Source organism: Pseudomonas migulae, from assembly GCF_024169315.1.
GTDB lineage: Bacteria > Pseudomonadota > Gammaproteobacteria > Pseudomonadales > Pseudomonadaceae > Aquipseudomonas > Aquipseudomonas migulae_B.
The window spans coordinates 696,894-722,941 of sequence record NZ_JALJWR010000001.1 but is presented as its reverse complement, the minus strand read 5'-3'; the positions used below and the strand labels follow the sequence as shown (position 1 = coordinate 722,941).

At 56.5% G+C, this 26,048-nt stretch carries 21 protein-coding genes and 1 pseudogene; 9 read left to right on the top strand and 13 right to left on the bottom strand.

Translation table 11 applies throughout. The annotated features are described in order from the left end of the window. Window positions 1–61: 61 nt before the first annotated feature. The 3 genes from J2Y86_RS03275 to J2Y86_RS03265 are packed head-to-tail and all read left to right on the top strand — an operon-like array spanning window position 62 to window position 2,370. Window positions 62–1,156, top strand: a complete 1,095-nt coding sequence (locus tag J2Y86_RS03275; protein WP_253428079.1) for an AI-2E family transporter — start codon at window positions 62–64, stop codon at window positions 1,154–1,156. After that, window positions 1,153–1,884 carry a hypothetical protein gene (locus J2Y86_RS03270; protein ID WP_253428077.1) on the top strand — a complete coding sequence of 244 codons (732 nt, stop codon included), beginning with the start codon at window positions 1,153–1,155 and terminating at the stop codon, window positions 1,882–1,884. The genes J2Y86_RS03275 and J2Y86_RS03270 overlap by 4 nt, the downstream gene beginning before the upstream one ends. Before the next feature lie 21 nt (window positions 1,885–1,905). After that, window positions 1,906–2,370, top strand: coding sequence for a MaoC family dehydratase (locus J2Y86_RS03265; RefSeq protein WP_253428075.1), 465 nt, complete (start codon window positions 1,906–1,908; stop codon window positions 2,368–2,370). A gap of 157 nt (window positions 2,371–2,527) precedes the next feature. On the opposite strand, the gene J2Y86_RS30325 is transcribed toward J2Y86_RS03265, so the two are convergent. The 5 genes and pseudogenes from J2Y86_RS30325 to J2Y86_RS03245 form a co-directional block, all read right to left on the bottom strand. After that, window positions 2,528–3,136, bottom strand: a complete 609-nt coding sequence (locus tag J2Y86_RS30325) for a methyl-accepting chemotaxis protein (RefSeq protein ID WP_437180677.1) — start codon at window positions 3,134–3,136, stop codon at window positions 2,528–2,530. A 492-nt stretch (window positions 3,137–3,628) separates the two neighbouring features. Continuing rightward, window positions 3,629–4,153 (bottom strand): annotated as a pseudogene (locus J2Y86_RS30320) (Tar ligand binding domain-containing protein); the annotation flags it as partial. 179 nt (window positions 4,154–4,332) lie between these two features. After that, a complete protein-coding gene (locus J2Y86_RS03255; protein WP_253428071.1) occupies window positions 4,333–6,369 on the bottom strand; it encodes an LTA synthase family protein in 2,037 nt (678 codons plus the stop codon). A 31-nt stretch (window positions 6,370–6,400) separates the two neighbouring features. Next, entirely contained in the window at window positions 6,401–7,015 is a 615-nt protein-coding gene (locus J2Y86_RS03250) for a hypothetical protein (protein ID WP_253428069.1), read from the bottom strand. Then, window positions 7,012–8,310 (bottom strand): sialidase family protein, encoded by a 1,299-nt coding sequence (locus tag J2Y86_RS03245; protein WP_253440094.1) that lies wholly within the window; start codon window positions 8,308–8,310, stop codon window positions 7,012–7,014. Before J2Y86_RS03245 ends, J2Y86_RS03250 begins: the two co-directional genes overlap by 4 nt. A gap of 379 nt (window positions 8,311–8,689) precedes the next feature. Between J2Y86_RS03245 and J2Y86_RS03240 the strand changes: the two genes are divergently transcribed. Then, on the top strand, window positions 8,690–10,213 hold the full coding sequence (locus tag J2Y86_RS03240) for a CoA-acylating methylmalonate-semialdehyde dehydrogenase (protein WP_253428068.1): 1,524 nt from the start codon (window positions 8,690–8,692) through the stop codon (window positions 10,211–10,213). A gap of 153 nt (window positions 10,214–10,366) precedes the next feature. On the opposite strand, the gene J2Y86_RS03235 is transcribed toward J2Y86_RS03240, so the two are convergent. Further along, window positions 10,367–10,756, bottom strand: coding sequence for a tautomerase family protein (locus J2Y86_RS03235; RefSeq protein ID WP_253428066.1), 390 nt, complete (start codon window positions 10,754–10,756; stop codon window positions 10,367–10,369). Between the two features lie 127 nt (window positions 10,757–10,883). Here J2Y86_RS03235 and J2Y86_RS03230 point away from each other — a divergent pair, with 127 nt between their 5' ends. After that, complete coding sequence (locus tag J2Y86_RS03230) at window positions 10,884–11,822, top strand: LysR family transcriptional regulator (RefSeq protein WP_253428064.1); 939 nt, start codon at window positions 10,884–10,886, stop codon at window positions 11,820–11,822. Window positions 11,823–11,878: 56 nt separating this feature from the next. Here J2Y86_RS03230 and J2Y86_RS03225 read toward each other — a convergent pair whose 3' ends face one another. The 6 genes from J2Y86_RS03225 to J2Y86_RS03200 all read right to left on the bottom strand — a co-directional run bounded on the left by J2Y86_RS03225 (window position 11,879) and on the right by J2Y86_RS03200 (window position 18,777). Further along, on the bottom strand, window positions 11,879–13,030 hold the full coding sequence (locus J2Y86_RS03225; RefSeq protein ID WP_253428062.1) for an MFS transporter: 1,152 nt from the start codon (window positions 13,028–13,030) through the stop codon (window positions 11,879–11,881). A gap of 15 nt (window positions 13,031–13,045) precedes the next feature. Continuing rightward, window positions 13,046–14,131 carry a GlxA family transcriptional regulator gene (locus J2Y86_RS03220; protein ID WP_253428060.1) on the bottom strand — a complete coding sequence of 362 codons (1,086 nt, stop codon included), beginning with the start codon at window positions 14,129–14,131 and terminating at the stop codon, window positions 13,046–13,048. 48 nt (window positions 14,132–14,179) lie between these two features. After that, on the bottom strand, window positions 14,180–15,529 hold the full coding sequence (locus tag J2Y86_RS03215; protein ID WP_253428058.1) for an MmgE/PrpD family protein: 1,350 nt from the start codon (window positions 15,527–15,529) through the stop codon (window positions 14,180–14,182). 87 nt (window positions 15,530–15,616) lie between these two features. Then, window positions 15,617–16,660 (bottom strand): glycine betaine/L-proline ABC transporter substrate-binding protein ProX, encoded by a 1,044-nt coding sequence (gene proX / locus J2Y86_RS03210; protein WP_253428056.1) that lies wholly within the window; start codon window positions 16,658–16,660, stop codon window positions 15,617–15,619. 66 nt (window positions 16,661–16,726) lie between these two features. Beyond that, complete coding sequence (gene proW / locus J2Y86_RS03205) at window positions 16,727–17,731, bottom strand: glycine betaine/L-proline ABC transporter permease ProW (protein WP_255313272.1); 1,005 nt, start codon at window positions 17,729–17,731, stop codon at window positions 16,727–16,729. Between the two features lie 8 nt (window positions 17,732–17,739). After that, window positions 17,740–18,777, bottom strand: coding sequence for a quaternary amine ABC transporter ATP-binding protein (locus J2Y86_RS03200; RefSeq protein ID WP_253428054.1), 1,038 nt, complete (start codon window positions 18,775–18,777; stop codon window positions 17,740–17,742). 448 nt (window positions 18,778–19,225) lie between these two features. On the opposite strand from J2Y86_RS03200, the gene J2Y86_RS03195 reads away from it, so the two are divergent. Continuing rightward, window positions 19,226–20,179 (top strand): LysR family transcriptional regulator, encoded by a 954-nt coding sequence (locus tag J2Y86_RS03195; RefSeq protein ID WP_185076557.1) that lies wholly within the window; start codon window positions 19,226–19,228, stop codon window positions 20,177–20,179. Between the two features lie 98 nt (window positions 20,180–20,277). Here J2Y86_RS03195 and J2Y86_RS03190 read toward each other — a convergent pair whose 3' ends face one another. Further along, a complete protein-coding gene (locus J2Y86_RS03190; protein WP_253428052.1) occupies window positions 20,278–21,513 on the bottom strand; it encodes an aromatic ring-hydroxylating oxygenase subunit alpha in 1,236 nt (411 codons plus the stop codon). A 713-nt stretch (window positions 21,514–22,226) separates the two neighbouring features. On the opposite strand from J2Y86_RS03190, the gene J2Y86_RS03185 reads away from it, so the two are divergent. Genes J2Y86_RS03185 through J2Y86_RS03175 form a run of 3 tightly spaced genes read left to right on the top strand, consistent with a single transcriptional unit; the run spans window position 22,227 to window position 25,991 of the window. Next, window positions 22,227–23,138 carry a dihydrodipicolinate synthase family protein gene (locus tag J2Y86_RS03185; RefSeq protein ID WP_253428050.1) on the top strand — a complete coding sequence of 304 codons (912 nt, stop codon included), beginning with the start codon at window positions 22,227–22,229 and terminating at the stop codon, window positions 23,136–23,138. After that, the gene (locus J2Y86_RS03180; protein WP_123407814.1) at window positions 23,131–24,648 is read left to right on the top strand and encodes an aldehyde dehydrogenase; all 1,518 of its coding nucleotides are present in this window, start codon (window positions 23,131–23,133) and stop codon (window positions 24,646–24,648) included. The genes J2Y86_RS03185 and J2Y86_RS03180 overlap by 8 nt, the downstream gene beginning before the upstream one ends. Beyond that, window positions 24,645–25,991, top strand: coding sequence for an NAD(P)/FAD-dependent oxidoreductase (locus J2Y86_RS03175; RefSeq protein WP_253428049.1), 1,347 nt, complete (start codon window positions 24,645–24,647; stop codon window positions 25,989–25,991). The genes J2Y86_RS03180 and J2Y86_RS03175 overlap by 4 nt, the downstream gene beginning before the upstream one ends. Window positions 25,992–26,048 lie beyond the last annotated feature (57 nt).

The window sequence follows — 26,048 nt, the reverse complement described above, 5'->3', positions numbered from 1 at the left end:
TTTTTCGCCGAACGTCTATGCTGGGCTAACCGATCCCGTTGCAGCGATCAGGGAGGCATTCATGGAGCCCACGTCCTTATCCGAAAAAACGTTGACGCGCACACTGCTCGACGTCTTTATCCGTGCCGGGTTGATCACCGTACTGGTGCTGTTCTGCTTCGAGATCTTCAGCCCGTTCCGCGACCTCATGCTGTGGTCGCTGATCCTGGCGATCACCCTTTATCCGTTGCAAGAGCGACTCAAAGGACCGCTGGGGCAAAAGGAAGGGCGCATTGCGACGCTGATCGTACTGGTCGCCATCCTTATCCTGATGGTGCCGATTTATCTGATGGGCACCTCGATTGCCGACTCGGTCGAGCACGCCATCGGCGTGATCAAGAGCGGTGGTTTCCACATTCCGCCACCCGCTGATTCAGTCGCCGAATGGCCATTGGTGGGTAAGCCGCTGTCGGCCCTTTGGCTACAGGCTTCCACCGATCTTCCCGGCCTTACAGAGAAGTACATTCCGCAGATCAAAGACGTCAGCCTGAACCTGTTGAGCAAACTCGCCGGTGTCGGCATGGGTTTCCTGATGTTCATTTTCGCCTTGATCATCGCCGGGATCTTCATGGCCTATGGTGAAAACGGTTACCGCAGTTCGGTCCAGATCGCATCCCGCATCAGCGGCCCGGAAAAGGGCGCGAAAATCGCCGGGCTGTGCACCGCAACGATTCGTGCGGTCGCACTGGGGGTGGTCGGCATCGCTTTCATCCAGATGCTGCTGGTAGGCCTGGGTTTCGTGTTCAAGGGTGTTCCTGCTGCCGGGTTGCTGGCCCTGGGGGTACTGCTGCTCGGAATCATGCAGTTGCCGGCGACGCTGATTACGCTCCCCGTGATTGCCTATGTGTTCGCCACGGAAGGTGCCAGCACGGGGACGATTGTGTTTGCTGTCTATGTCTTCGTTGCCGGCCTGGTGGATAACGTACTCAAGCCCTTGCTGCTGGGGCGCGGTGTCGATGTGCCGATGCCGGTGATCCTGATCGGCGCTCTGGGCGGCATGGTCACTGGCGGTATTCTCGGGCTGTTCATCGGTCCGGTCGTGCTGGCGGTCGGGTATCAATTATTCTGGCAATGGGTACAGGATCGGCATCCGGAAAGTGGAGGGCCGCCACCATGAGTGCACCGAGTCATGAACTGCTGGACCAGGTACTGATCGCCCACGGTGGCCTGGACCGCTGGAACAGCTTCAATCAGGTTCGCGCGACCATCGTGACCGGTGGCTCGCTCTGGGCCATGAAAGGGCTGACCCAGGACAGCGCGCCCCGGCAGATGACCGTGTGGCTGCATGAACAGCGGGCCTCGGTGACGCCCTTTGGCGGGGCCGATCAATTCACCGCCTACACCCCGGACCGAATCGCCATCGAAAATACCGCCGGCAAGGTGATTGCCGAGCGAGCAGCACCGAGGGAGTCCTTCCGCGACCATGGGGAAAACAGTCCATGGGATCCGCTGCATCGCGCGTATTTCAACGGTTACGCACTCTGGTCCTACCTGACCATGCCTTTCCAGTTCACCTGGCCGGGTGTCGTGACCGAGGAAGTCGAGCCCTGGCACGAGGGTTCACACATCTGGCGACGCTTGCGAGTGACCTTTCCCGAAAACGTCGCCACGCACTGCGCCGTGCAGGATTTCTACTTCGGTGATGACTTTCTGCTGCGTCGACACGATTACAACGTGGACGTCAGCGGTGGCCTGGCTGCCGCCCAGTACGTGCATGGCTATGTGGAAGCTGATGGGTTGCGCATGCCCGGCAAGCGGCGCGCTTATCGACGCAAGGCCGACGGTCAGGCGGACAAGGATGCCTTGCTGGTGGCCATCGATCTCAGCGACATCGGCTATTCGTAATGCACGGTGGAGGAATGAATCATGAACGTACATTCCTGGGAAAAACTCTATGTCGATGACTTGCGCGTGGGTCAGGAATTTGAAAGCGACCCTGTTCGCGTCGATCGGGACGCGATGCTGGCGTTTGCTCGCGAATACGACCCGCAACCTTTCCACTTGAGCGCCGAAGAAGCCGAATTGAGCCTGTTCGGCGGTTTGGCGGCCAGCGGCTGGAACACCGCGGCACTGACCATGAAGCTGCTGGTGGCCAGCGTGCCGTTGGCAGACGGCATCATCGGCCTGGGCATCGAGCTGAGCTGGCCTACACCGACCTATCCGGATGACGTTCTGCGACTGTTCAGCACCGTGCAGGCCATCGACCCGTCCGCTTCCAAACCGGATCGGGGCGTGGTGACGATGTTCATGGAAACGCTGAATCAGAACGACAAGGTGGTACAGCGCGCGACCGGCAAGTTGCTAGTGTTCAGAAGGCCGGCGGAGGACTGAAGTCGTTGAGCCTGGCTTCAGGTTTCGAGGGCGACAGCCACTAGTGGCCTGCGTGATCGAGAACCTGAGGGGGTGGGGGGGCAGATAGAACAATCAGTACCGCCCCCGTCATAACCTTCAAACTGCCGTTGATGGTTTGACGGGGGCGCCAGGTCTTTTAGAAACTGAACCGCTGCAGAATGACGCCCAGTCCGTCGGACATTGCCTTGAGTTCCTGAGTCGTGCGAACGATCCCGCCTTGGGCGGTGGCGTTCTCTTCCACGCTTTGCGCCACTCTTTCGACGTTGCAGGCGACCTGCTCACTGGCGGCGCGTTGTTCCTGGAGCGACAACGAAATGAAACTGACGGCCGCAACGGATTCGTCCAGTGCGCCCTTGATCCTGCCCATGGAAAGGCCTGCGCTCTCGACCAGTTTCTGGCCATGGGTCACGCGCTCACAGCCAGCGGCCATGCTGTCTTTGGCTTTGACCATGCCGCTTTGTATGGCATTGACCAAGGCAACGATTTCGGTGGTGGATTGGGCTGTGCGTGCAGCCAGGCTGCGTACTTCATCCGCGACCACGGCGAAGCCGCGACCTTGCTCGCCGGCCCGCGCCGCTTCGATAGCGGCATTGAGGGCAAGGAGATTGGTCTGTTCGGCGATGCCCCGTATCACACCGACAATCAGACTGATGTCGTTGGACTGTATCGCCAGCTGATCGATGTCCGAAGAACTTTGTGCAACCAGATCGGCAATCAGGCCCATCTCCTCGATGGACGCCTGCATGACCGCCATGCCTTCACTGGTGATTTCGCCCGCTTTCTGCGCGGTGCTCTGGGCCTGTCGGGCATTGTCGGCGATGTGAGTGATGCTGACGGAAAGCTCTTCTACCGTGGCCGCCATGGAGGAGGCTGTCTCGCTTTGCATGGCCGCGCTGCTCAAACCTTGCTCGGAGGACGCAGACAGTTGCAGCGTGGCGCCTTCGATCTGCTCGGAGGCCTGGCTGATCTTGCCGATCATATCGCTCAGGCTGAGGCGCATCGCCTGGACGGAGTGCAGCACACCTGTCGACTGTTGTTGCTGATCAAACTGCGAAGCGGCGAGCTTTCCCTCGGCGATGTTCGAACTGATGGCGGCAAGTTCTGCCGGTTCGGCACCGAGCTGGCGACCCAACAGGCGGGAGAACAGGAATGTGTAGGCCGCGCCCGCGATCAGTGCCAATGCCAGAATCAACAGGCTCAACCGGAGACTGTCGTTATAGGCGATCTGGTTCTGCTCGAACTGGCTCTTGGCCTCAGTCAGTTGAACCTCGATCAACTCGGAAAACTTGGCTGACAAGGGATCGATCAGTGGATACAACTGATCTGTCGCGAAACGTGCGAGCCCGGCGTTATCGTTCTGGCGCAGTATGCCCTGCAAGTTTTGCAATGGCCCGCGGGTGGCTTCCATCAACGGGTTGATCTGCGCGATTAAACCGGTTTCAGCGGGGATCAGTTGCGTCGATTTGTACGCTTGCCACGTCTGATCGATTTCCCGCTGTGCTTGCTCTATCCGGGTCAACGATTCAGCGTTGGTGAAGTTGCCATTGCGAGCCTTGTGGGTTGCATCGACGATGTCCACGGCGTACAGGTCAGCGATTTTTTTCAAGTCCCGCAGCGGCACGACTCGATCGAGGTACACGGTCTCCAGACTGTGTACAGCAGATTGCATTCCCAAGAGCCCAAGCCCGCCGACACACAATAAACCCAGCAGCAAAGTACTGGTGAGCACAAGCAGATGAGTCCTGATTTTCCAGCGTTCCATAGTCCGTTATTCCTGAGTCAGCTAATCGATGGGCGATCGAGAGGATAGCGTCAGTTGCAATGAGGGCACGTTGCCATCATGTGCTGGGACTATGGAGAAAGACATCGTTTGACCGGCGAGTATTTATGAATTTGCGACGTCTGACTGCGCCCCCGACGCCGTCAGACTGGCAACCCCGGTTATTTGCGCACGTTCTGGTACAGCATCAGCCTTGAAGTTTCATGCATGCCACGGGTCAGCTCCACCAGGCGTTTGAACTCTTCAGGGTTTTGCCCCGCCACGTTATCCAGTGGCGTCGCAGAGGCCAGGTCGTGCAGCGTTGGCGAGCTGCCGTCGTGCTGCATCTGCACCATGTAGTGTTGAGTGACGCCCGCAATCAACGGGAATGTGCCTTCACGCAGCACCAACGGCACTGCACGCTCACCCTCGGGCGAAGGCTGTTGAATATCACGCCCCATGCCACTGTTGCGAAACTCGAGGCCGGCCATGCCCGCCACGGTTGGCAGCAAGTCGACCAGGCCGACGGCTTCCTTGACGGTCCGCGTGCCGAGCAGGCCCGGCGCGTGGATGATCATGGGCACCGCGTTGCTTTCCAGACCCAGCTGCTCATAAGCCGGTGCCAGGAACGGGATCTGGGCGATACGGGTGTTATGGTCGCCAAACAGTACGAAAATGGTGTTGTCGTAGTACCCACCTTCCTTGGCAATTTCCATCAAGCGTCCGATGTTGAAGTCCAGCAGGCGCACGGCATTGTACTGCTCGACACTGCGCGACCCTGCGGCCTGAACTTCCGCCAGGGTAGGGTGCTTGACCTCGAATCCGTCATTGCTCTTGGGAATCGTGAAGGGGCGATGGTTGCCGGCCGTCTGCACGTAGGCAAAGAACGGTTTGTCCTTGGGCAGCGCCTGCAGGATCTTGTCGGTTTCCTTGAACAGATCCAGGTCTGAAATCCCCCAGACATCCACGACCGGTGATTCCCAGTCCCGCTCTTCGAGCAAACGAACCCCGTCGATACTTTGTCGAATCAGGGCGTTCATGTTGGCCCAACCGGAGTTGCCGCCAATGGTGTAGATCTTCTCGTAACCGGTGAAGGCATTGATCAATGTGTGCTGTTTGGTGATCAGCGGATTACGGGTCGCGGTTTCCTGTCGAGTGACGTCCGGAACCCCGCTGATGCTGGCCCAAACGGTTTTTGCGGTGCCGGTGACCGGCACGTAGAAGTGCTCGAAGAACCAGCTCTGCGTGGCCAGGCGGTCGATATTGGGCGTCGGATTGATCGGGTTGCCGTAGGCGCCGACGGCGCTGGTGCCCAGCGACTCAAGCATGACAAACATCACGTTCGGCGGTCGCGAGCTGGAAACCTTGTAGGGTTGCGGCCCTTGATGACGGACGAAATTCAGGGTTTGCGCATCGGGCTGGTCAACGCCCAGGTACTTGGCAATCACGGGATAGTGTTCACGCACCTGCGCTTCGTCATAGCGCGACTGACCGACCTTGACCGTGTCGTAGAGGAAAATCACCGGGTTCAGGCCCAGCGCAGCGACCTGGTTATTGCCGGAGAAAAACGCATCGCTCCAGCGCAATGGCACAGGGTTTTCAAGGTTCATGTTCTCGACACGGCCCAAGATACCCAGCAGCACCAGCACCACCATCAATGCGCTACCCCATGTGGCGGAGAGCGGGTGAATGGCTTTGCGTGGACGGTCCAGTGTCACGCGTTCGAGACGTATCAGGGCCAGCGTGACCAATACGACCGTTATCAGCCACCCCAGTGAAATCCAGATAACCGGGTAGGTTTGCCAGACCATGTCTCGGGATATTTGCGCGTCTTCGATGAAGCGCAGCACGGTGGCGTTGATCCTCACGCCCAGGTAGGCGTAATGGCCAAAATCGACGATATAGATCAGCAGCAGGGCGCCCATGGCGACAAACACATACACACGGGCCAAGCGGCGAAGCAGGCGGCTGCTGACGAGATTCCAGCGCGGAATCCAGGCCAGCAGCGCCAGTGGCAACATGACCAGGATGGCCAGGCGCAGGTCGAAACGAAAGCCGATGCCCAGGGTTTCCAGGACTGCACCTTCGCCGCTCAATGCTCTGGCGTCGAAACCGGAAAAACCGAAATAGAACACCACTCGTAGCAATGCAAACAGCACAAACGCAACCGCTGTTGCGCCTAGCCAATAATGCAAACGTCTCGATTGCAGCCAACCCATCCCTGTTCCCCTGTTAAAAAGTCGTTGAATCTCAAATGGATCTGGAGTCTTTCACTGAGCCACGCAATGTGTTCAGCCAGCCATACGTCCGGCGCACCGCAAGCATCAGTAATGCCACGCAGCAATACAGGCCCAGCAGTGGATCAACCAGGTAATCCCAATAGTTTTGCGAAGGTTTTATCCCGGCGATGAAAGCCAGGGTCGCACTCGCCAGCAGCACGACGGCCAAGTAGTTGCGCAGGTAAAACAGACCTGCCGTGAGCAGGCCGACGAAGATCAGCATCGGACGCGGACTGAAGCCAAACCGGTAAGGGTCCAGATAACTCAAACCCAGCGTTGCCGGATAGAGCACCAGCGCCATCGCGGCGAAGATGATTAATACGCTGGTCGCACCGTGCTGCGCAGACGGGAGGAAACCCAGTCGACGCAAACAGCCCCACGCCATGAACACCAGGGTCGTGACCGCGAGATCATCAATGTGGCTGCGCAAGTACGCCGCCAACGACAAGCCATCCAGCGGTATGAAGCTGACTGCCAGCAATGCGGCCAACAGGGCGATCCGCGAAGCCCGGCTCAAGCCAAAAGAAGGCAGCAACAGGAAAATGATCATTGTGAAGCTGACATGGGCTTGCCACAGGTTGATCATTTGACACGCTCCGACAGCCATGCATCGTTGAAGCTAACGTGCTTGATGAAGGTGTTGTTCCAGGAATAAACCAGGTGATACATACCGTCGGGGCTTCGGATGAAGTACGGATATTCATATTCGAAACTGCAGACCTGGTCTTTGCAGACCCGGCCGTCAAGGTTGTTCAGGAACTGCGCCTCCAGCGGTTGGCGAAGTGCACCACTGGATCCGCGGAACTCTTTACCGATGATTTCCTTGAACGCCTCGGGTGAAAACGTATCGCCCTCTGGATCAGGTGATTTGTCGAGGTCCCGCAGCGAGTGCCAATCGTCCATTTTTGCGTCAGTGCCATAGAGGCTCAGTTTGAAGCGCCCGTCCTGCAAATCATTGAGTGCCACCAGCAACCCATGTTCGGGGGTCGCGACAGCCGCCAACGAGGAATTGGGATTCGATGGGTCGAGCGGATAAGGCTCGCTCCAGGTTTGCCCGGCGTCTTCAGTGCGGGTCGCCAGGACACGGTGGTGGGTGTTGCCGGCATAGCGCAGCAAGGCGATACCGCGCTGGCCATCCAGCGGAACGACCGTGGGTTGCAATGAATTAGTGCCATGGCTGATGCGAAATTTATCGATCACTTCACCGTCTGCGCTCAGGTACAGGTACTCGGCAAATTTGCCCAGGAATTCGTGGTAGACCGGTAAGCCGATGGAACCGTCAGCGTGAAACACCGGGGCCGAACGTACCAGGGTGCTGATATTCAGAAAGGGGGAGGTGATCAATTGGCGTGGTTCGGACCACTGGCGACCATAGTCGTCAGAGACCATCACGTTGACCGCACTACCGGCCCAGCCACCCATGGACACCGAGACGTAAAACAGCCAGAGGCGGTTGTCCGGTGCGAGCGCAATGACCGGGTTGCCCAGTTTGCGGATATATTTTCCGGTGCCCTGTTGGGTCGAATCCCGAGTCGCCAATACTTGTTCCGCACCCCATTCGCCGGTTTTCGTGTCGAAACGGGCAGAGCGCACCTGCACATCGGATGCACCTTCGCGAGTACCGGCAAACCAGACCGACATCAGGCTGCCGTCCGGTAGCGCGGTGACCGCCGAGGAATGCACGAAGTCCACCAGCCCGGATGAGGCAAAACGGCTGGTATAGATGGGTTTGGCGACTTGATCAGCCACAGCCCTCACCGGACTCATCAGGGCAAAGGATGAATGCACGGGGGCAGGGTGGGTGAACCATGCGGTCGCAAACAGGCAAGCCAGGGCAACATAAGCCCCGAAGGCAGGGAGGGTGCAGAGGTGGATGCGCATCATTGTGGCTGTGCATCTCATGGCCAGATCAGGCAGCTCAACCTATCACTTGTAGCTACAGACCCGGTGTTTAGCGAGCTGCTGGTTTGTAACCAAATGTTTGTAGTCTGTCGTTTCAATCGACGCCTTATAAAAACGACTTGTATATCAATGATTTAAAAAATCCATCAGGCGCCAGACCGTTAATCGAAAATCCGGACGCAACAGTGAATAACCAGACTGACGCCTTGGTACTTGAAGTGCGCATTTTGCGGCAATACGACCCATTGATTGTTCACTACAACGAACAATCAATTCAGGTTATTGCCGTAGTCAGGGCGATAACCGCTGCCTACTGTAGAGGTGAAATTCAAATTCATTCACCGCAGCGAGCCTCGTCATGACCCACGTTAGCGACAACAAAGAAATTGCCCAGTACATCCACGGCGCCCATGTCGTCGGCAGCGGTGTGCGCACTCAACCCGTTTACAATCCGGCCACTGGCGCTGTCAGTAACCATGTGCGCCTGGGCACCTCGCAGGACATAGACGCCGCAGTGGCCTCCGCCCAGGCTGCCTTTCCCGCCTGGTCGAACACGCCGCCGATCCGCCGGGCCCGGGTATTGTTCAAGTTTCTGGAACTGTTGAACCAGAACAAAGACGCACTGGCGCATTTGATCACTGCCGAACATGGCAAGGTCTTCACCGATTCTCAGGGTGAAGTGGCCCGGGGTATCGACATCGTTGAATTCTCTTGCGGCATTCCGCAATTGCTCAAGGGCGACTTCTCCGATCAGGTGTCCACCAACATGGACAACTGGACGCTGCGCCAACCCCTGGGTGTCGTCGCCGGCATCACGCCGTTCAACTTTCCGGTAATGGTACCGATGTGGATGTTCCCGGTGGCGATCGCGGCGGGCAACACGTTCATTCTCAAGCCAAGCCCGACCGATCCCAGCGCCAGTCTGTTCATGGCTGATTTGCTCAAGCAGGCCGGTTTGCCTGACGGCGTGTTCAACGTGGTGCAAGGCGACAAAGAGGCCGTCGATGCGTTGCTGGTTCATCCGGATGTGAAAGCAGTGTCCTTCGTCGGCTCCACGCCAATCGCCAATTACATCTACGAAACCGGTGCTCGCCATGGCAAACGCGTGCAAGCACTGGGCGGTGCGAAGAACCACATGGTGGTCATGCCTGACGCGGACGTCGATCAGGTGGTCGATGCACTGATCGGCGCGGGCTATGGCTCGGCGGGCGAACGCTGCATGGCAATTTCGGTCGCCGTACTGGTCGGCGACGTGGCTGACAAAGTCATGCCAAAACTGCTGGAGCGTACCAAGGCGCTGAAGGTCCTCAACGGCAGCAACCTGGCGGCGGAAATGGGGCCGATCGTCACCCCGGCTGCTCATGCCCGTATTACCGGCTACATCGAGCAAGGCATCAACGAAGGTGCGCAATTGCTGGTCGATGGCCGCAACTTCAACAGCGCGGACGCCGGCGAAGGTTGCGAGGAAGGCTTCTGGATGGGCGGCACACTGTTCGACCACGTCACCCCGGACATGCGCATCTACAAAGAAGAAATCTTCGGCCCGGTGCTGGCCTGCATGCGCGTGCCTGATTTCGCCACCGCAGTGCAGTTGGTCAACGACCACGAATTCGGCAACGGCGTGGCCTGCTTCACCCGCGATGGCAACGTGGCGCGTGAATTCAGTCGTCGCATCCAGGTCGGCATGGTTGGCATCAACGTACCGATCCCGGTACCCATGGCCTGGCACGGCTTTGGCGGCTGGAAAAAGAGCCTGTTTGGTGACATGCATGCTTATGGAGAGGAGGGCGTGCGCTTCTACACCAAGCAAAAGTCCATCATGCAGCGCTGGCCGGAAAGCATCGGCAAAGGCGCTGAATTTGCGATGCCGACTGCGAAGTAAGGCTGCGGTTTCTGGCCGAAGGCCTGCTGCATTCGCGACCGATGGACAGAAGGAGGCGTTTCTCGCCAAAGCGAGCTCCGGTTTTCCGTCATCGTTGAAGAGGGGGCAGGGGAACAATGATTGAATCTGTTCCCCTGCAAAACCGCATGCGGGTTAGAGCTCGCCAGTCAGGAACTGTGCCCGTCCATGGCCGAAACTCCAGTCGGCATCGTCATTGATCACAATGGAAACCATCACGTCGCTTGGCTGGATATTGCAATGGGTCTGCAGTTCCTGAGTCAGCAGCTCGTAGAATTTGATCTTCGAGGCTTCACTGCGCGGCCTGCTGGTGACACTGACAATGATCACGTCCTTCGTTCTCGGGATATCCAGACCGGTATCTTCGACGATCATACGGCTGGGGCGGTGTTCATTGACGATCTGATAACGATCGCGCTCGGGCACTTCAAAAGCTACGACCATCGCACGATGCGCAGCATCCAGTAATGCTTTGAGCTGCGCATCATCGCGACCTTCTACAACATCGAATTTCATCAGAGGCATGTGGGTAATCTCGAGTAGGGATGGGATGCCTGCATCGCAGGTCTTGATGCCCACACTAAGCCGTTGCTTTGTTCATGACGAGGCGCAAAAATAGAATTAATTGTTTCTACAGGAGAACAATCAAATCATGCTGAAAGTGGAAGTCGAAAGGCTCTGGACCCATCTTCACTGGTTGGCGATCCTTGCAGAGCAGGGCACGTATACCGCTGCGGCGATCAGACTGGGGGTGAGCAAGTCAGCGGTGAGTCAGCGAATTGCCGAACTGGAAAAAGCCACGGGGCTGAGCCTGGTGTTGCGCACGACGCGCAGTGTGCGGCTGACCGATGCGGGAAACGCTTTGGTACGGGACGTGCGCAGCGCTTATGAGCACATTGCCCAAAGTTTTTCCGATGTTCGAGACTCGGCAGGTGTGGCGCGAGGACTCATCCGGCTGACGGCTCCGGTCGCGTTTGCACGCCAGCATTTGATTCCGGAACTCGCCGGGTTCTTCAAGAAATATCCCGAAGTCAAAGTGCAGCTTGACGTTTCCGATCAAATTTCCTCCATCGCTTCGGAGGGTTTTGATCTGGCGGTTCGACACAGCAATCAGATCCCGGATACCCATGTCGCCTGGAAGTTGTGCGCGACTCGCTCGGTGCTGGTTGCCACCCGCAGCTATCTGGAGAAATTCGGCGAACCGCAACGTCCGGAGGATCTCGTCGAACACAACTGCCTGTTCTACCCGCGAGGCAACGATACGCCTGCCTGGGCTTTTGAGGGCGACGCCGCCGTGCAGGGAGAAGAGAAACGGTTGACTGTTCCTATCAGCGGCAGCTTTGCAACCAATAATAGCGAAGCGTTGCGTGATGCGGCCTTGACTGATTTGGGCATAGCGTTGTTGCCCGACTTCAGCGCCCAAGCCGGCCTCAAGAGCGGCGGATTGGTTCAGGTGTTGCCAACGTGGAGAGTCGTTGGAGCTTTCCCTGAGGACATTTATCTGGTGCGGCCTTATTCCGCCCATGTGCCCAGAGCCGTGAGTGTTTTTGTCGACTACCTGCGCGGGCGGTTTACGACCGGATTTATCTGAGAGCCTTTTGTAGGCTTTATGGCATCGCGCTTGATACAGGATTTTTATGGGCGACGTCAGGTGCGAAGCAATCGGGCTGTCGCGCTGACAAAAACCAGCAGAACACTCACGCAGCCAAGCGCGAATGACAAGGTGCTCAGATGGGCGACCACCCCGATGAATACGGGGCCTATCAGTATCCCCGCGTAGCCCATCGAGATGACAGCGGGGATGGCTACCGCCTGTGGCATTCGTTGCTGGCGGCCTACAGCGGTAAAGAGCACAGGGACGATGTTTGAGCATCCAGCACCCACCAGCGCGTAGCCAATCAGGGACGCGGCCCAGCCATCGATTCCAAGCGATACGATCATGCCCGCGGCTGCGCAGAGTCCGCCAAGCGCAACGACGCGCACGCCGCCCAGTTTGCTGACGATGGCATCTCCTGTCAGACGGCCCACTGTCATCGCAGCGGCGAAGGAGGCGTAGCCCAAGCCGGCGATGCTCGGCTCTAACCCTCGGCTCGAGACAAGAAAAACCGCGCTCCAGTCGAGCATTGCGCCTTCAGTGAGGAAGACGATGAAACAGAGCGCCCCTAAAAACAGCACGATCCCCCTGGGCACCGCGAACAATGGCCCGCCCCGTTCAGTGCCATAAGTCAGCAAAGCAGGCGCTGCCTTGTAGAGCGCTCCCAAAACGACGGCAACGATGCAGAGCGCAGCAATCAACGGATGCAGGCCCAAGGTCAGCAAAGCGGTCATCGCCCCGGCGCCCAATATGCCTCCGACGCTGTAAAGGCCATGGAAGCCGGACTGAAGTGCCTGCCCGCTGTTTTTCTCGACGATGACGGACTGTATGTTCATGGCGCAATCAAGCATGCCCATGCTGGCCCCGAAAACAACGACAGCGATGACCAGGCCAGGCAGCCACGCCACGGTGCTCAACAGTGGAAAAACGGCGCACAAGACAATCGTCGCCCAGATTACGACCGGGCGGCATCCATAGTGTGCAGTGAGATATCCGGCGAAGGGCATGGCCACAATAGAGCCACCGCCCAGGCCAAGCAGCAGCAACCCCAGGCCACCATCGTCCAGGCCAGCGCGGGTTTTAACCAATGGGACCATTGGCGCCCATGCGGACATGAGTAAACCCGCGATCAGGAAGGCGATGCGTGTAGACATCCGCTCGCTGTGGTTAGCCGTGGGTATCAACACCGGCGATGGCGCATTCATAATTCTCGGTAATCCTTATCGATGATGCTCGCCATCGTTTGCTCGGCCTGGACAGTGCGGGAAAACCTGGCGCCTGCGCTCATACGTTGCTCTATAGCTGCTTGGCGCGACGCCAAAGAAATCACGGAAGCGCATATGGAAGTTGGCGAAACTGCAGAAGCCGGTCGCAATCGCGATATCGGTGATCGGCCGATTGCTCTGCAGAATAAGTTGCCGCGCTCGAGTCAAGCGCAGCTCAAGGTAGTAACGCGTGGGCGTGGCGCCCACGAAACGGCAGAAGCGACGTTCCAGTTGTCGTCGGGAAATGTTCACACACTCAGCCAGTTCGTCGATCGATAGCGGCTCTTCGATGTTCTTTTGCATCAGTTCCAAAGCGAGCTTCAGGGTTTGGGGCAAGGTGGGGTCAGCGTCAACTATGACCGTCGATATCCCGGAGACTTCAGAGGTTTGATCGCAACTGAGTATTTCCTCGACAGCATGGGTCAGCGACACGCCTTGTCTGGCGGTGATGAGCTCCAGCATCATGCGTAACGAGCTGCTGGCGCCAGCGCACGTGATACGGTTTCGATCGATTACGTGCGTTCGACAAGAGACCAGCACCTTGGGGAAGACATCCTCCATCATCGCTCGTCCGTCAGGATGGAAGGCACACTCGACGCCGTCCATCAGCTGAGCTTCTGCCAGGAAAAATGCCCCGTTCCACAAACCGCCCATGGTCGCGCCAAGGGAGGCGGCGTTACGCAGCTTGCGCCGTAATAGCGGGTCGCTGATCAGCTTCACTCGCAACCCGCCGGCGACGATGAGAACGTCGATCCGGTCCGGAAGTTGGGATAGCTCCAGGTCTGCTGAAATCGCAATTCCCAGATCGCTCATCACCAGTCGGCTCCTGATGCCGACAGTCAACACCTCAAACGCCGGTGTCTCGCTCATCAGGTTGGCGGTCACCAGCGCATCGATAGCGCCGGTAAACGACATCATCGAGAAGTTGTTCAAAAGTACGAACGCTACACGAGTCACCGCCTGCGGCTTTACCGGTTTCTGCGCCGTACAGGAGTAGCCCCTGTTTTTGTCTTTGAGCACGCTCTCGAATACGAATGGCATAAATCCTCTTTGACACCTGAACGAATAGCCAGGAAACCGTTGCGCAATCTAGGCAGCGGTTTTCGGAGCGGACAGCAACAAATCAAAGAACGATTGGCAGTCATCACTGCCGGGCAATGCTTCAACACTGTTCTTGATGGCATTGCTGAGTGTGGTGCCCAAGCTGTCATCAGCCAGGAGATGGTATTTAGCGGCAAGTTCGTCACTCGACATAGGGTTGCCGGGGTCACCCTTGGCCGTCGCGGTCGGGCTCGTAAGACGCGTGCCGTCTTTCAGCGTAACCGTGACGCGGGACAGAATTTCCTCCGGGAACCGGGCGGACAGGTCAGGCGCCTCATGAAGGGTTATTTTCGCGCTGACACTCAAGATGTCTGGCGCATGAATGGAATCCCCGGTGACCTCTTTAGGGCCCAGCTTCCCGCGAACGATCAAGGCAGCCAAGGGAAACGCCAGCGCATACTGGGCCTCGTCCGCATTCTTCGGAAAATGCCCCTGCAAGCACACAGACTCGTGGAACGTTTCGACATCAATGGTCTCGATCAACGCTGCAGTGATGACCGGATGTGCCCGCATCAAATCAGTCATGGCCGTGAGCGCCGGTTGCGCCCAGCGACATACCGGCCACGGTTTGAAATATTGCTCGTCGATCTCCCAACGGGTTCCGATGTCTTGCCAGAAAGTGGAAATCTCCAAAGGTTCAACGGTCGCGGCTGGAGCGCCAGTGACACCGAGCTGTGCCATCAGCAGTGCGTTCAGTCCGGCATACGCCCCGGCACCGTGGGCATCACGCAACATCGTCGGGAAGCTCACCAAGCGCATCATCGGGCACCTCGGGCCAAAGTATTCCGCGATACCCAGCGCATGACGGAACGTCGTTTCATCAAGCTTCAGCAGGCGGGCGCCAGCGCAAACCACGCCGATTCCGGAAAAGGCACCTGAGGCATGATATTCAGGGGCGGTGGCCATCAATGCCTGGCCCGCCCGTAACGCGGTTTCATAACCGATGCACAGTGCGCTGAGGAATTCTTCGCCGCTGATGTCTTTGCCCTGACCGAGATACGCGTCGACCAACGCAACAATAGCCGGGACTACGGTTGCACCCGCATGCCCCTTGGAGGTGAAGTGACCTTCATGTGCATCCAGGCTATCGACGCAGAAACCGCCTGCATACGCGGCGCCCAATGGATGTACGGCTCTGCCGTCGAACCAGAGGCGGCTGGACAACTTGTTGGCAGAGTAATGGGTGTCAGCGTAGGTTTTGAGCATCACGCTGGTTTGATTGTCGCGAGCACCGGCGGCCACACCAATGATGTCGAGCAGGCAGGTTTTAACCAGCTCGCGTGTATGCAGGGGCGCATCCTTGTAACTGAAATTCTGGACGAACGAATACAACTGCATTTCATGATTCCTGAATGATGAACACCGAAACGGATGAAAAAGTTGCCCGGGGAAGGGCAACCTTTTATGCAGATTTAAATGAAGGGACTAGTTTTTTGCGGTGGCAGTGTTAGCCGCGGCGCGAGCATCTGCCAGCCAGATGTCGTATTTCGCGCGATGGGCCGCGATCCATTCCTTGGCGTGACGAGTAATGTCAGCTGCACTTTTTTCGCCATTGTGCATTTTCAGGTTTTGCGCGCTTTCATCGTCGGTAGTGATCTGCATTTCAGACAGGAACTTCACGGCCGCCGGATTTTTCTCGGCGAACTCTTTATTGATAACCGCTCTGACACTGTCTACCGCGAAGCCAAGGTTTTTACCATTGAAGGTCGTGTTGACATCGTTTTTGCCACCTGGAAGATCCGTACGCGGCACGGTCAACCACACAACATCTTTACCTTCGACCAGAACACCGGAGATCCACTGAGGTACCCAGGTGTAATAGAGAATCGGCTTACCCTGTTTGTAACGAGCGATGGTGTCCGCCATCAAGGCAAAATAGGAGCCCTGGTTATTGGAAACGGTCTTCATCAAATCATAGGCTTTCATGTGGTGCGCAATGATGAGCTCACAGCCCCAACCCGGGTTGCAACCCGTGAGGTCGGCTTTACCGTCACCATTGGCATCGAACAGTTTGGCAATTTCCGGCTTCTGCAAATCTGCGAGCGAGGTGATGTGATGCTCGTCGGCCGTTTTTTTGTCAATCATGTAGCCCTGCAACACGCCCGGCATGATAGCGCCGGTTTTCACCATCACCTCATCGCCGCCAGCCTTCTCGTAGAAAGACTTGTGCAGTTCCTCCCACAGATGCACCGAGAAATCCGCGTCACCATTGGCAATCGCAACCATCATGGTGGAGTACTCGGTTTCCTTTGGTGTTTCAACGTCGTAGCCCAATTCCTTGAGGCCCGCCATTGCAATCTCTCCACGAAACCGCTCTTCGGCGATCGACGGAAAGATCGGGGTGATGGAGACCCCTTTTCCGGGCTCCTGCGCCGTGGCGGCCGATGCGAATACAGGTGATACCGCTAAAACTAAAAGCGCCACAGAATGAATGAATTTCTGTTTTATTCCGAAGGTTGTGAAGTTCATTATCGTTTACCTTGGCTGGTTAAGAAGTTGGCATTTCTTTTGGTTCACAACGCGCCGCTAAGCGAATTAACTTTCTTTGGGACTAACTTCTATCTTTGTAATGGTGTTCTTTCTTTTCAGACGGTAAACGACACCCGCAGGGCCGGTCTGATACCAGTGTTCGCCTTTGGTTGCCCTGTTACTGCGTTCGCCCATGGCCTGGGTCAGGCGGTCGAGGAAAATCGCCAGCAGTACCAGGCCCAGTCCACCGACGGTTGCCAAGCCCATATCAAGGCGGCCAATCCCGCGAAGTACCATCATCCCCAAGCCTCCCACCGAAATCATTGATGCGATCACGACCATGGAAAGTGACAACATCAATGCCTGATTCAGACCGGCCATGATCGTCGGTGCCGCCAAAGGAAGTTGAACCCGCCTCAGCATCTGGCGAGGGGTGCATCCAAAAGCCCGGGCCGCCTCGATCTTGTCTTCCGGTACCTGGCGAATGCCCAGATTGGTAAGCCTGACCAGTGGTGCTACCGAAAAGATGATCGTGACCAGCACCCCCGGTACGTTGCCGATACCAAACAGCATCACCACGGGTACCAGGTAAACAAATGCGGGCAGTGTTTGCATGGCATCGAGCACCGGCCGCAGAAGCATCTCCAGTCGGTCACTCCGGGCACACAGGACTCCCAGCGGTATGCCAATAACTGCACAGAAGAACAGTGAAGTGAGCACCAGGGCGAGGGTGACCATCGCGTCACTCCATACGCCGATCACTCCCAGGAGGGTGAGGGTGACGAAACAAAGGATTCCAATCTTTCTCCCTCCTACCTGCCAGCCCAGGAGCGTCGCAAAAATAATGAATATCGACGGAGGAATAGCCAACAACCCGAACTGAATTCCATTAAGTACCTGATCGATTGGCCATCTAATCGAACGGAATACCTCGCGGAAATTATGAACCAGATAATTCAGGGCAACTTCTACCCATTGGCCCAAAGGGACGTTGAGGGATTGAAACGGGTCTAGAAAACTGAATTCGTTCATGTCATCACCTGAATATCCGAGCCTGGCAAGCCAGCAAATAGAGACTATTAGTGCCGGCTCATTGTCTGAAGCAGTAGGCTCTTGGAGATCGTGCCTTTGAACACACCCTGGCGATCCAGCACAGCAACTGGATTAACGGCATCAGCAACAATGTGAAAGACGTCCTGCAGGAGTACATCGTCGCGCAGCGTAGGCGTGGATTGATCCATGGCGTACGGATGCTCTGCACAGATCTTGGCAACGTCGCCAGCCTTGAGGATCTTCGAGGCATCAAAGCCTTTGAAGAAAGCTCTGACGTAATCGTTCGCAGGGTTGCAAAGCAGCTCTTGCGGGGTACCGATCTGTACCACCCGGCCACCCTCCATGATTGCAATGCGATGGCCGATGCGAATCGCCTCCTCAATGTCATGGGAGATGAAGATGATGGTGCGATGCTGTTCTGCCTGCAGGCGGATCAGTTCGCCCTGCATTTCGTGGCGAATCAACGGATCGAGTGCCGAGAAGGCTTCGTCCATCAGCAGGATGGCGGGGTCGTTGGCCAGCGCTCGGGCCAGGCCTACCCGCTGTTGCATACCGCCGGACAGTTGGTGCGGATAGCTGTAGGCGTGGCCATCGAGCCCCACCTGTTTGAGTGCCTCGAGTGCACGCTTATGCCGTTCACTTTCCTCGACGCCCGAGATTTCCAGGCCGAAAGCAACGTTGTCGATCACACTCATGTGGGGCATCAGGGCAAACGACTGAAACACCATGCTCATGTCTTTGCGGCGAACGCTGAGGAGATCAGCATCCGACAGGCCGGTGATTTCCTGGCCGTTGAGGTGGATGGTTCCGGAGGTCGGCTCGATCAATCGATTGAACAACCGCACCATCGTCGACTTCCCGGACCCGGAAAGCCCCATGATGACGAAAATCTCTCCACGTTTTACGGAGAAACTGGCATCAAAAACGCCAACGACTTGACCGGTTTTGCTGAAAATTTCACTTTTATCAGCACCGCGAGCCAGCATCTCCATCGCGAGCTTTGGCTGAGTACCAAAGACTTTGTAAATGTTTTTTACCGAGAGTATCTCATCACCAAGACTCATAACCCCTCCTGCTGCAAATACGACGTAAGATCAAGAATTTGGATATACGTATCTTGATCAGTGAAGACGGTGCTTATGGGGGCAGTCAAGCTGGGAGAAAGGTTGCGAGTTAGTCATTGTGACCATCCTCTTTATTATGTGATGTTTATTATTCTTGTTTTATCGGCGCTGTATTAATCGCTGCCTTGAGACCCAAGTTATTACCTTATAGAGTCAGCGTCTAACAACATTTCTTCCCGCCAATCAATAACGTCATGTTATCAATAAATGAATCGTGTCAATTTGCGACTACGAAAGTGCTGTTTGCGAAGGCGACTACTGCTGGCCCTGTCTTAGACCCTCTGTTTCAGCTACGCTCCGGCGTAGGCTCTAGGTGGAACCTTCTCGCCGATCTCATCGCTAACGGCCCTCCAAACGGCCCCGAACCGGATATTCAATACTCTAGGTTATGGTTAAGCACATCGATCCAGACATGACGCTGCTGAAAATGCCGTCCCTGAAAGCAGTGAAGTCATTCGTAGCCGCTGCCAAATACCAAAGCTTTACGCGTGCGGCTGAAGCGCTGTGCGTTACGCAAGCGGCAATCAGTCGTCAGATTCGGGAGCTTGAAACGTACCTTGGGGTGGATCTCTTCAAGAGGGTGGGGCGAGCAGTCGAGTTGACGGAAGCCGGATCGATCTTTTTTGATGCGGCACAATTATCTTTCGTCAACATTTCCCAGGCGGCGGAGCGCATTCGCACCAACAATGCAGGCAAGCGCACGTTGACACTTTGCTGTTCTCCCGCGTTCTCAGCCCTCTGGCTCGCAGCGAAGTTGCCGGGTTTTTTTACCAGGAACACAGACATCGACCTCAATCTGGTCACCACTCAAAACTTCCTGTCGATGGAACCGGGTGTCACTCCAGACATCTTCATCACCAAAATGGCCAGGATTCAGGATGGCTACCGCAGTTATCCGTTGTTTCACGACGTCATCTATCCGGTGTGCACACCTCGTTACAAAGAGGAGCACCCTGAGCTGTCCAGCCTGGAAGGATTACGCGACGGGGTTTTGCTTAACCTAAGCCCCTATGGCAGATCCCAGGTGGCGGAGCACGTTGATTGGGGCGTTTGGCTGGCTTATCACGATGTTGATATCGAAAAACGCCCCCACGACAGCCCTCACGTTTTCAACGCCAACGACTACAACCTGGTCATCAGCATGGTACTGACCCATCAGGGCGTAGCCCTCGGATGGAATCACCTGGTTGCAACCCTGGTTGAAAACGGCACGCTGATTCGGCCGATCGAAGAGGAAGTGGTTCTCCATGAAAGTCAGCACTATCTGACATTTCGTGAAGACCGGATCAATGACGACGCCTGTTGCCGGCTACGCGACTGGATTCTGGCCCAGTTCTCCTGAGCCGCCTGGAAGAATGGAACACGAACAAGGGGATTGAAGGTGTGAATCAAGATACCGGTGGTGATCATTCGTGGTTCTCACCACCGGCAGTGCTGCACTTAGCCGACAGATCTTAACGGGATCGTGTCATTGAGCTGCTCAAGCATCGTTTTGCAGTACCAGTCATCAAACTGGCACACACCGATTTCGCTGGCCACCGACAAAGGGCCTGGCTCGAAAGCTGGAGAGCTGACACCCACCTGTGCGCCCTCAACCAAAGTGCGGTCCTGGTCATTGGTTGCTAGCCAAACCTTGGTCAGGCGATCGATGTCGTAGTCGACACCTTCCTGCGCGTCTTTCTTGACGAGCCATTTTGTAGTTACCATCGTCTCGCCTGGACCGATGGGCAGAACGCGGAAGCTCAGCGCGTGATCGCCCAGAAAGTGGTTCCAGGTGGATGGATAGTTGAAGTAAAGCAGCGCACCGATGTTGGCTTCACCGGTTGTATCCAAGCGACCGGCAACCGCAGGCTTGCCATCCATGGTGTAGCTGACGGCCCCGGAAAACAGGGGGATGCGCGTCATACGGAAACGACCGTCATCATCCATGACCAATCGGCTAGGCAAACCTGCCGCCTCGCAGCGATCCCAATGCTCTTTGAGTTCGAGATCTTCATCGCCTCCGGCGCCGCCCACTGATGGGTTGTCCACGAATGAGTGCATCAGTTCCGGGTGAGTAAAATCGCAGTGGTAGCACTCGCGGTTGTTCTCGAAAACCAGTTTCCAGTTGCCTTTCTCGATGATGTTCGACTCAAACGCGACTTTGCAGTCGTCCAGGTTATGCGGCGCAACGAAAGGGGTGACGGATTTTCTGAACGACGAAAAGTCTGGGGCGATATCTGCCACGCACACGTAGATATACGTTTCGACCACCTCACAGTGCACGGGCTTCAACCCATGCTGAGACTTGTCGAAATCGTCCGCCATGTTCCCGGCGAACAGCAGGCGACCATCCAGTTCGAATGTCCATTTGTGGTAAGGGCACACCAGCTTGGCGACCTTGCCGCTGGCTTCCGGGCACACCTTGGAACCGCGATGGCGACAGGCATTGTGGAAGGCACGAATCTGCTTGTCTGCGCCGCGCACGATAGCGACAGGGTAATCGCCGATTTGCAGCGACAGGTATTGACCCGACTTCTCCAGCTCAAATGTGTGCCCTGCGAAGATCCAGCTTTTGTGCCAGATCTGTTCCAGATCCTGCCTGTAAACGTCGGGATCGCTATAAAGGGCACCTGGCAGCGCGTGGTCAGGCTTGCGCTGCGCGATTAGATTTGAAACTGCCGATTTAGTGCTCACGGTCAACACACTCCAAAATACCAAGGGGGCGACACATTCAGCCTGCTCAGCGAGATGAGGCCAAACGGTCTTGAGTTCGCAGTACCGCCTGTGGATGCAAGCCCATCAAACCGTGCTGCTTCTATCCGCGAACCGGAACGTTTTGCCACGTCCAGGAAGCGTCTTACGCAAAATGTGCCTTCTTGGATGGTGGTGCCATCCGTGCACTCATTTCGTTCGAGTCCTTATTAAGGCAGACAATGTTGCTACAGCACCTTATTCGACCCCGAACAAACAGTTTCCAACTAATGGAACGAATGTACGAGAAATTCTATTTTCCAATTCGTCAGTAGAATATCGCTGTTGTAAGGCTACGACGGCAATCATGCATCAACAAGAAACATTTACTCTTATCAATGCATAATCAAATGTTATCGATTGACGTCTTGGCATCGGCAAGGAAATTTCAAACTATTGAAAACAAAGGAAAAGATATTTTCAAGGGTGTGTGAAGCATCCATCTGAAAATGTATATGCGGGAAATACACTCTATTGACCGACTTCTTGGCCCATGCCAGTCTGGATTCAACAGTTAAGCAAAGTGCCGCAATTGATCTCGTGTTTGAGCAGGGGGAACCGTCCCGTGAAAACATGAAGATTCTTGTCGCGCCTCAAGGCATCAAAGCTGACGCGTTCGTTGATCTCCTACCTAACTCGCATTCGGAGCATTTATCTTGAAATTTGAAGGTATCTATACGCCAGCAGTAACTCCTTATAACTCTGATGGGGAGATTGACTGGAACGTGTACTCGGAAGTTTTGGAGTCGCTGATCGAGGCGAAGGTGCATGGCATTATTATCGGTGGGTCGACCGGCGAGTATTATGCGCAGACTGCGGAAGAACGCACCGAGTTGGCAGCCTACGCCAAAGATGTGATCGGCACACGGGTGCAACTGATCGTCAGTACCGGGGCGATTCGCACCGAAGATGCGGTTCAGTACGCCAAGGATGCCAAATCGATCAAAGCGGACGCCATTCTCGTCACCAGCCCGCCGTATGCGCTGCCGACCTCCCAGGAAAACGCGATCCACGCATTGACGATTGATCGCGCCGCCGACCTGCCGATCATGCTTTACAACTATCCGGGGCGCATGTGCGTTTCGATGGACGAAGAATATTTCACGCGTGTCAGCCAATCGAAAAACGTCGTCGCCATCAAGGAAAGTTCCGGCGACATGGGTCAGGTGCATATGCTGGCCCGGCAGTTCCCCAACATCGCCTTGTCCTGCGGATGGGACGACCAGGCCCTCGAGTTTTTTGCCTGGGGCGCCCGCAGTTGGGTGTGCGCAGGTTCCAACTTCCTGCCCAGGGAACACGTTGCGCTGTATGAAGCCTGCGTGATCGAAAAGAACTTCGATAAAAGCCGTCAAATCATGTCGGCAATGATGCCGCTGATGAATGCCCTGGACGGTGGCAAGTTCGTGCAGTCGATCAAGTACGGCTGCGAAGTTGCCGGATTGAACGTCGGTAACGTGCGCCTGCCATTGCAGCCACTGGAAGCGGACGAAAAGCAGAGCTTCGCGTCGGTCATTACTGAACTCAAACGTAACGTAGCCAATATTTCTTCGGGAGCCAGCCATGGGTGATCTTCTGAGCAAGGCCGAATATGCCGCGCTGGCCAAAGACATTGCGTTGCCGTCCAAGGCGTTCATCAATGGCGCATTCAAGCCTGCGATCTCTGGCAAAACCTTCGCCACGAACAACCCGGCGACCGGTGACTTTTTGACCGACGTCGCAGCGTGTTCGTCCGAGGATGTCGACTTCGCGGTGAGCAATGCCAAGGAGGCCTTTGAGGATGGGCGCTGGAGATCCGTTTCTCCGCGGGAGCGCAAAGCGGTCCTGTTGAAATTCGCAAACCTGCTTGAAAGCCATCAACATGAACTGGCCGTCCTCGAAAGCCTCGATAGCGGCAAACCGGTCAGTGAATGCCAGTTGGTCGACATCCCGGACACCATCCACACGATCCGCTGGCACGCAGAACTGATTGACAAGATTTACGACAACACCGCTCCGGTGGGCAGCGACGCGCTGACCATGGTAGTTCGGGAGCCAATCGGCGTGGTGGGCTGCGTATTGCCCTGGAACTTCCCGCTGCTGATGCTGGCCTGGAAAATCGGCCCGGCGCTCGCTGCAGGCTGTTCGGTCATCGTCAAACCTGCTGAGCAAACCTCGCTGACCACGTTGCGTGTCGCGCAGCTGGCGTTCGAAGCCGGCGTACCTGCCGGCGTACTCAACATTGTCACCGGCACGGGCAAGGACGTCGGTGAACCGATTGGTTTGCATAACGATGTCGACATGGTCAGCTTCACCGGCTCCACCGCGACCGGCCGTCGTTTCCTGCATTACGCCGCCGATTCGAACCTGAAACGCATCGTCCTCGAGTGCGGCGGAAAAAATCCGGCCGTGGTGATGGACGATGCCCAAGACCTGGATCTCGTCGCTCAGCACGTGGTCAATGGCGCGTTCTGGAACATGGGCGAAAACTGCTCCGCAACTTCTCGTCTGATCGTCCATGCATCGGTTAAGGACGAGCTGCTGAAGCGCATGGGCGCCTACATCCGCGAATGGAAAATGGGCGATCCACTCGATCCGGAAAACCGCGTAGGGTCGCTGGTCAGCCCTGAGCATTTTGCCAAAGTGAAGTCGTACCTTGAGCACGCCGCCGCCGGAAAGCTTGAAGTGGTTTACGGTGGCGCGACCAAAGACGGCGCCTTTGTAGAGCCGACGGTGATTGACGGTGTCGGTCGAGACAACCGGCTGTTCCAGGAAGAGATCTTCGGCCCGATTCTCTCGGTCACCACCTTCAACACGATCTCCGAAGCCATTGCCCTGGCCAATGACACGGTCTACGGACTCGCGGCCTCGGTATATACCGGCAGCCTGCGGCGGGCAATCAAGTTGTCGCGGGAAATTCGCGCGGGCATCGTCACCGTGAACTGCTTTGGTGAGGGCGACGCATCGACACCCTTCGGTGGCTACAAGGAGTCGGGCTTCGGCGGTCGGGACAAATCCATTTTCGCCCATGACCAGTACACCGAAATCAAAACCATCTGGATCGATGTGTCTGATCGGTCGGATGAAGAGACCGAAAAATGAGCACCCATACCATCAAGCGCCTGCCGGTAGATACCGGGGTTTCAGGTTGGGAGGCGATTTCCGAACGCACTGCGCCTGTCCGCATGCTTGATGGAAACGTGACGGCGGACTGGCTGATTATCGGGGCCGGTTTTGCCGGCCTGTCCGCCGCTCGCAGACTTTCACAGCTGCACCCCGGTGACAGCATTGTCGTGGTCGATGCTCATGAAGTCGCCAAGGGGCCGGCGGGCAGAAACTCTGGTTTCATGATCGATGTGCCGCACAGTCTGTCGTCCGGGGAATACTCGGTGGCGAGTGAGTCTGCAACGGCGCTGGAAATTGCGCAGAACCGCTTTGCGATTGCTTTTGCCGCTGCCGCTGCGCGGGAGTACGGCATGTCTGCCGACACGTTCGACCCTTCCGGGAAGATCAACGCGGCCGCCACTGAGCGGGGATTGAAACTGAACGTCAATTACGCTCAATCCCTTGAACGCATTGGCGAGAAGTTCCAGATGTTCGATGCCGCGCAAATGCGCGAAATCACCGGGTCTACCTATTATCACGGTGGGATCTACACGCCCGGCGCCGTGATGATTCAACCCGCGCAATACATTAGAGACCTGGCAGCAGGGCTCGAAGGGAAAATCACGCTGTTCGAACGCTCTCCGATTGTTGAGTTGACCAGGCAGGGTAGCGGTTGGAGCGCTCGATCTCATAACGGGACGGTGCATGCACCCAAGGTCATCCTGGGGGTTAACGGGCACATTGAAGACTTTGGCCATTATCAAGGACGACTGTTGCACGTCTTCACTTATGCCTCCATGACCGCCGCGTACAGTGATAATGAGCTCAGGAAAGACGTACCCGGCAAAGCTAAATGGGCCTTGTTGCCGGCGGACCCAATGGGCGCGACCGTCCGCAAGATCTCTTCAGACGGTCTCTCGCGTATCGTCATCCGGACCAAGTTCACCTATGACCCGAGTATCCAGGTCACTCCAGAGCGGGTAGCGGCGGTGGCCAAAGAACAGCGACACTCCCTGGATGCGCGCTTTCCCGAATTGAAATCCACTGCGTTGGAATTCAGTTGGGCCGGCCGCCTGTGTCTGAGTCGTAACAGCGCCGCTGCATTTGGCGAGATTGAAGAAAACCTGTACTCGGCTTGCTGCGAAAACGGACTGGGTACTGTGAAAAGCACCCTGGCCGGTGTGATGGCTGCGGAGTTGGCCTCGGGTACGCGTTCGGAGTTTCTCGATAGCTTCAGTCACGCACCAGGCCCCAGCAAGCTACCCCCCAGGATAATAACGAAACTGGGCGTCAGTTCGGTTATTCGCTGGCATGAGTTTTGGGCCGGGCGAGAAGGCTGACAAGTTCAAGTCGTCGGCTATCTACCGACTTCAAAGTCTGATCGGAACGTTCTACGA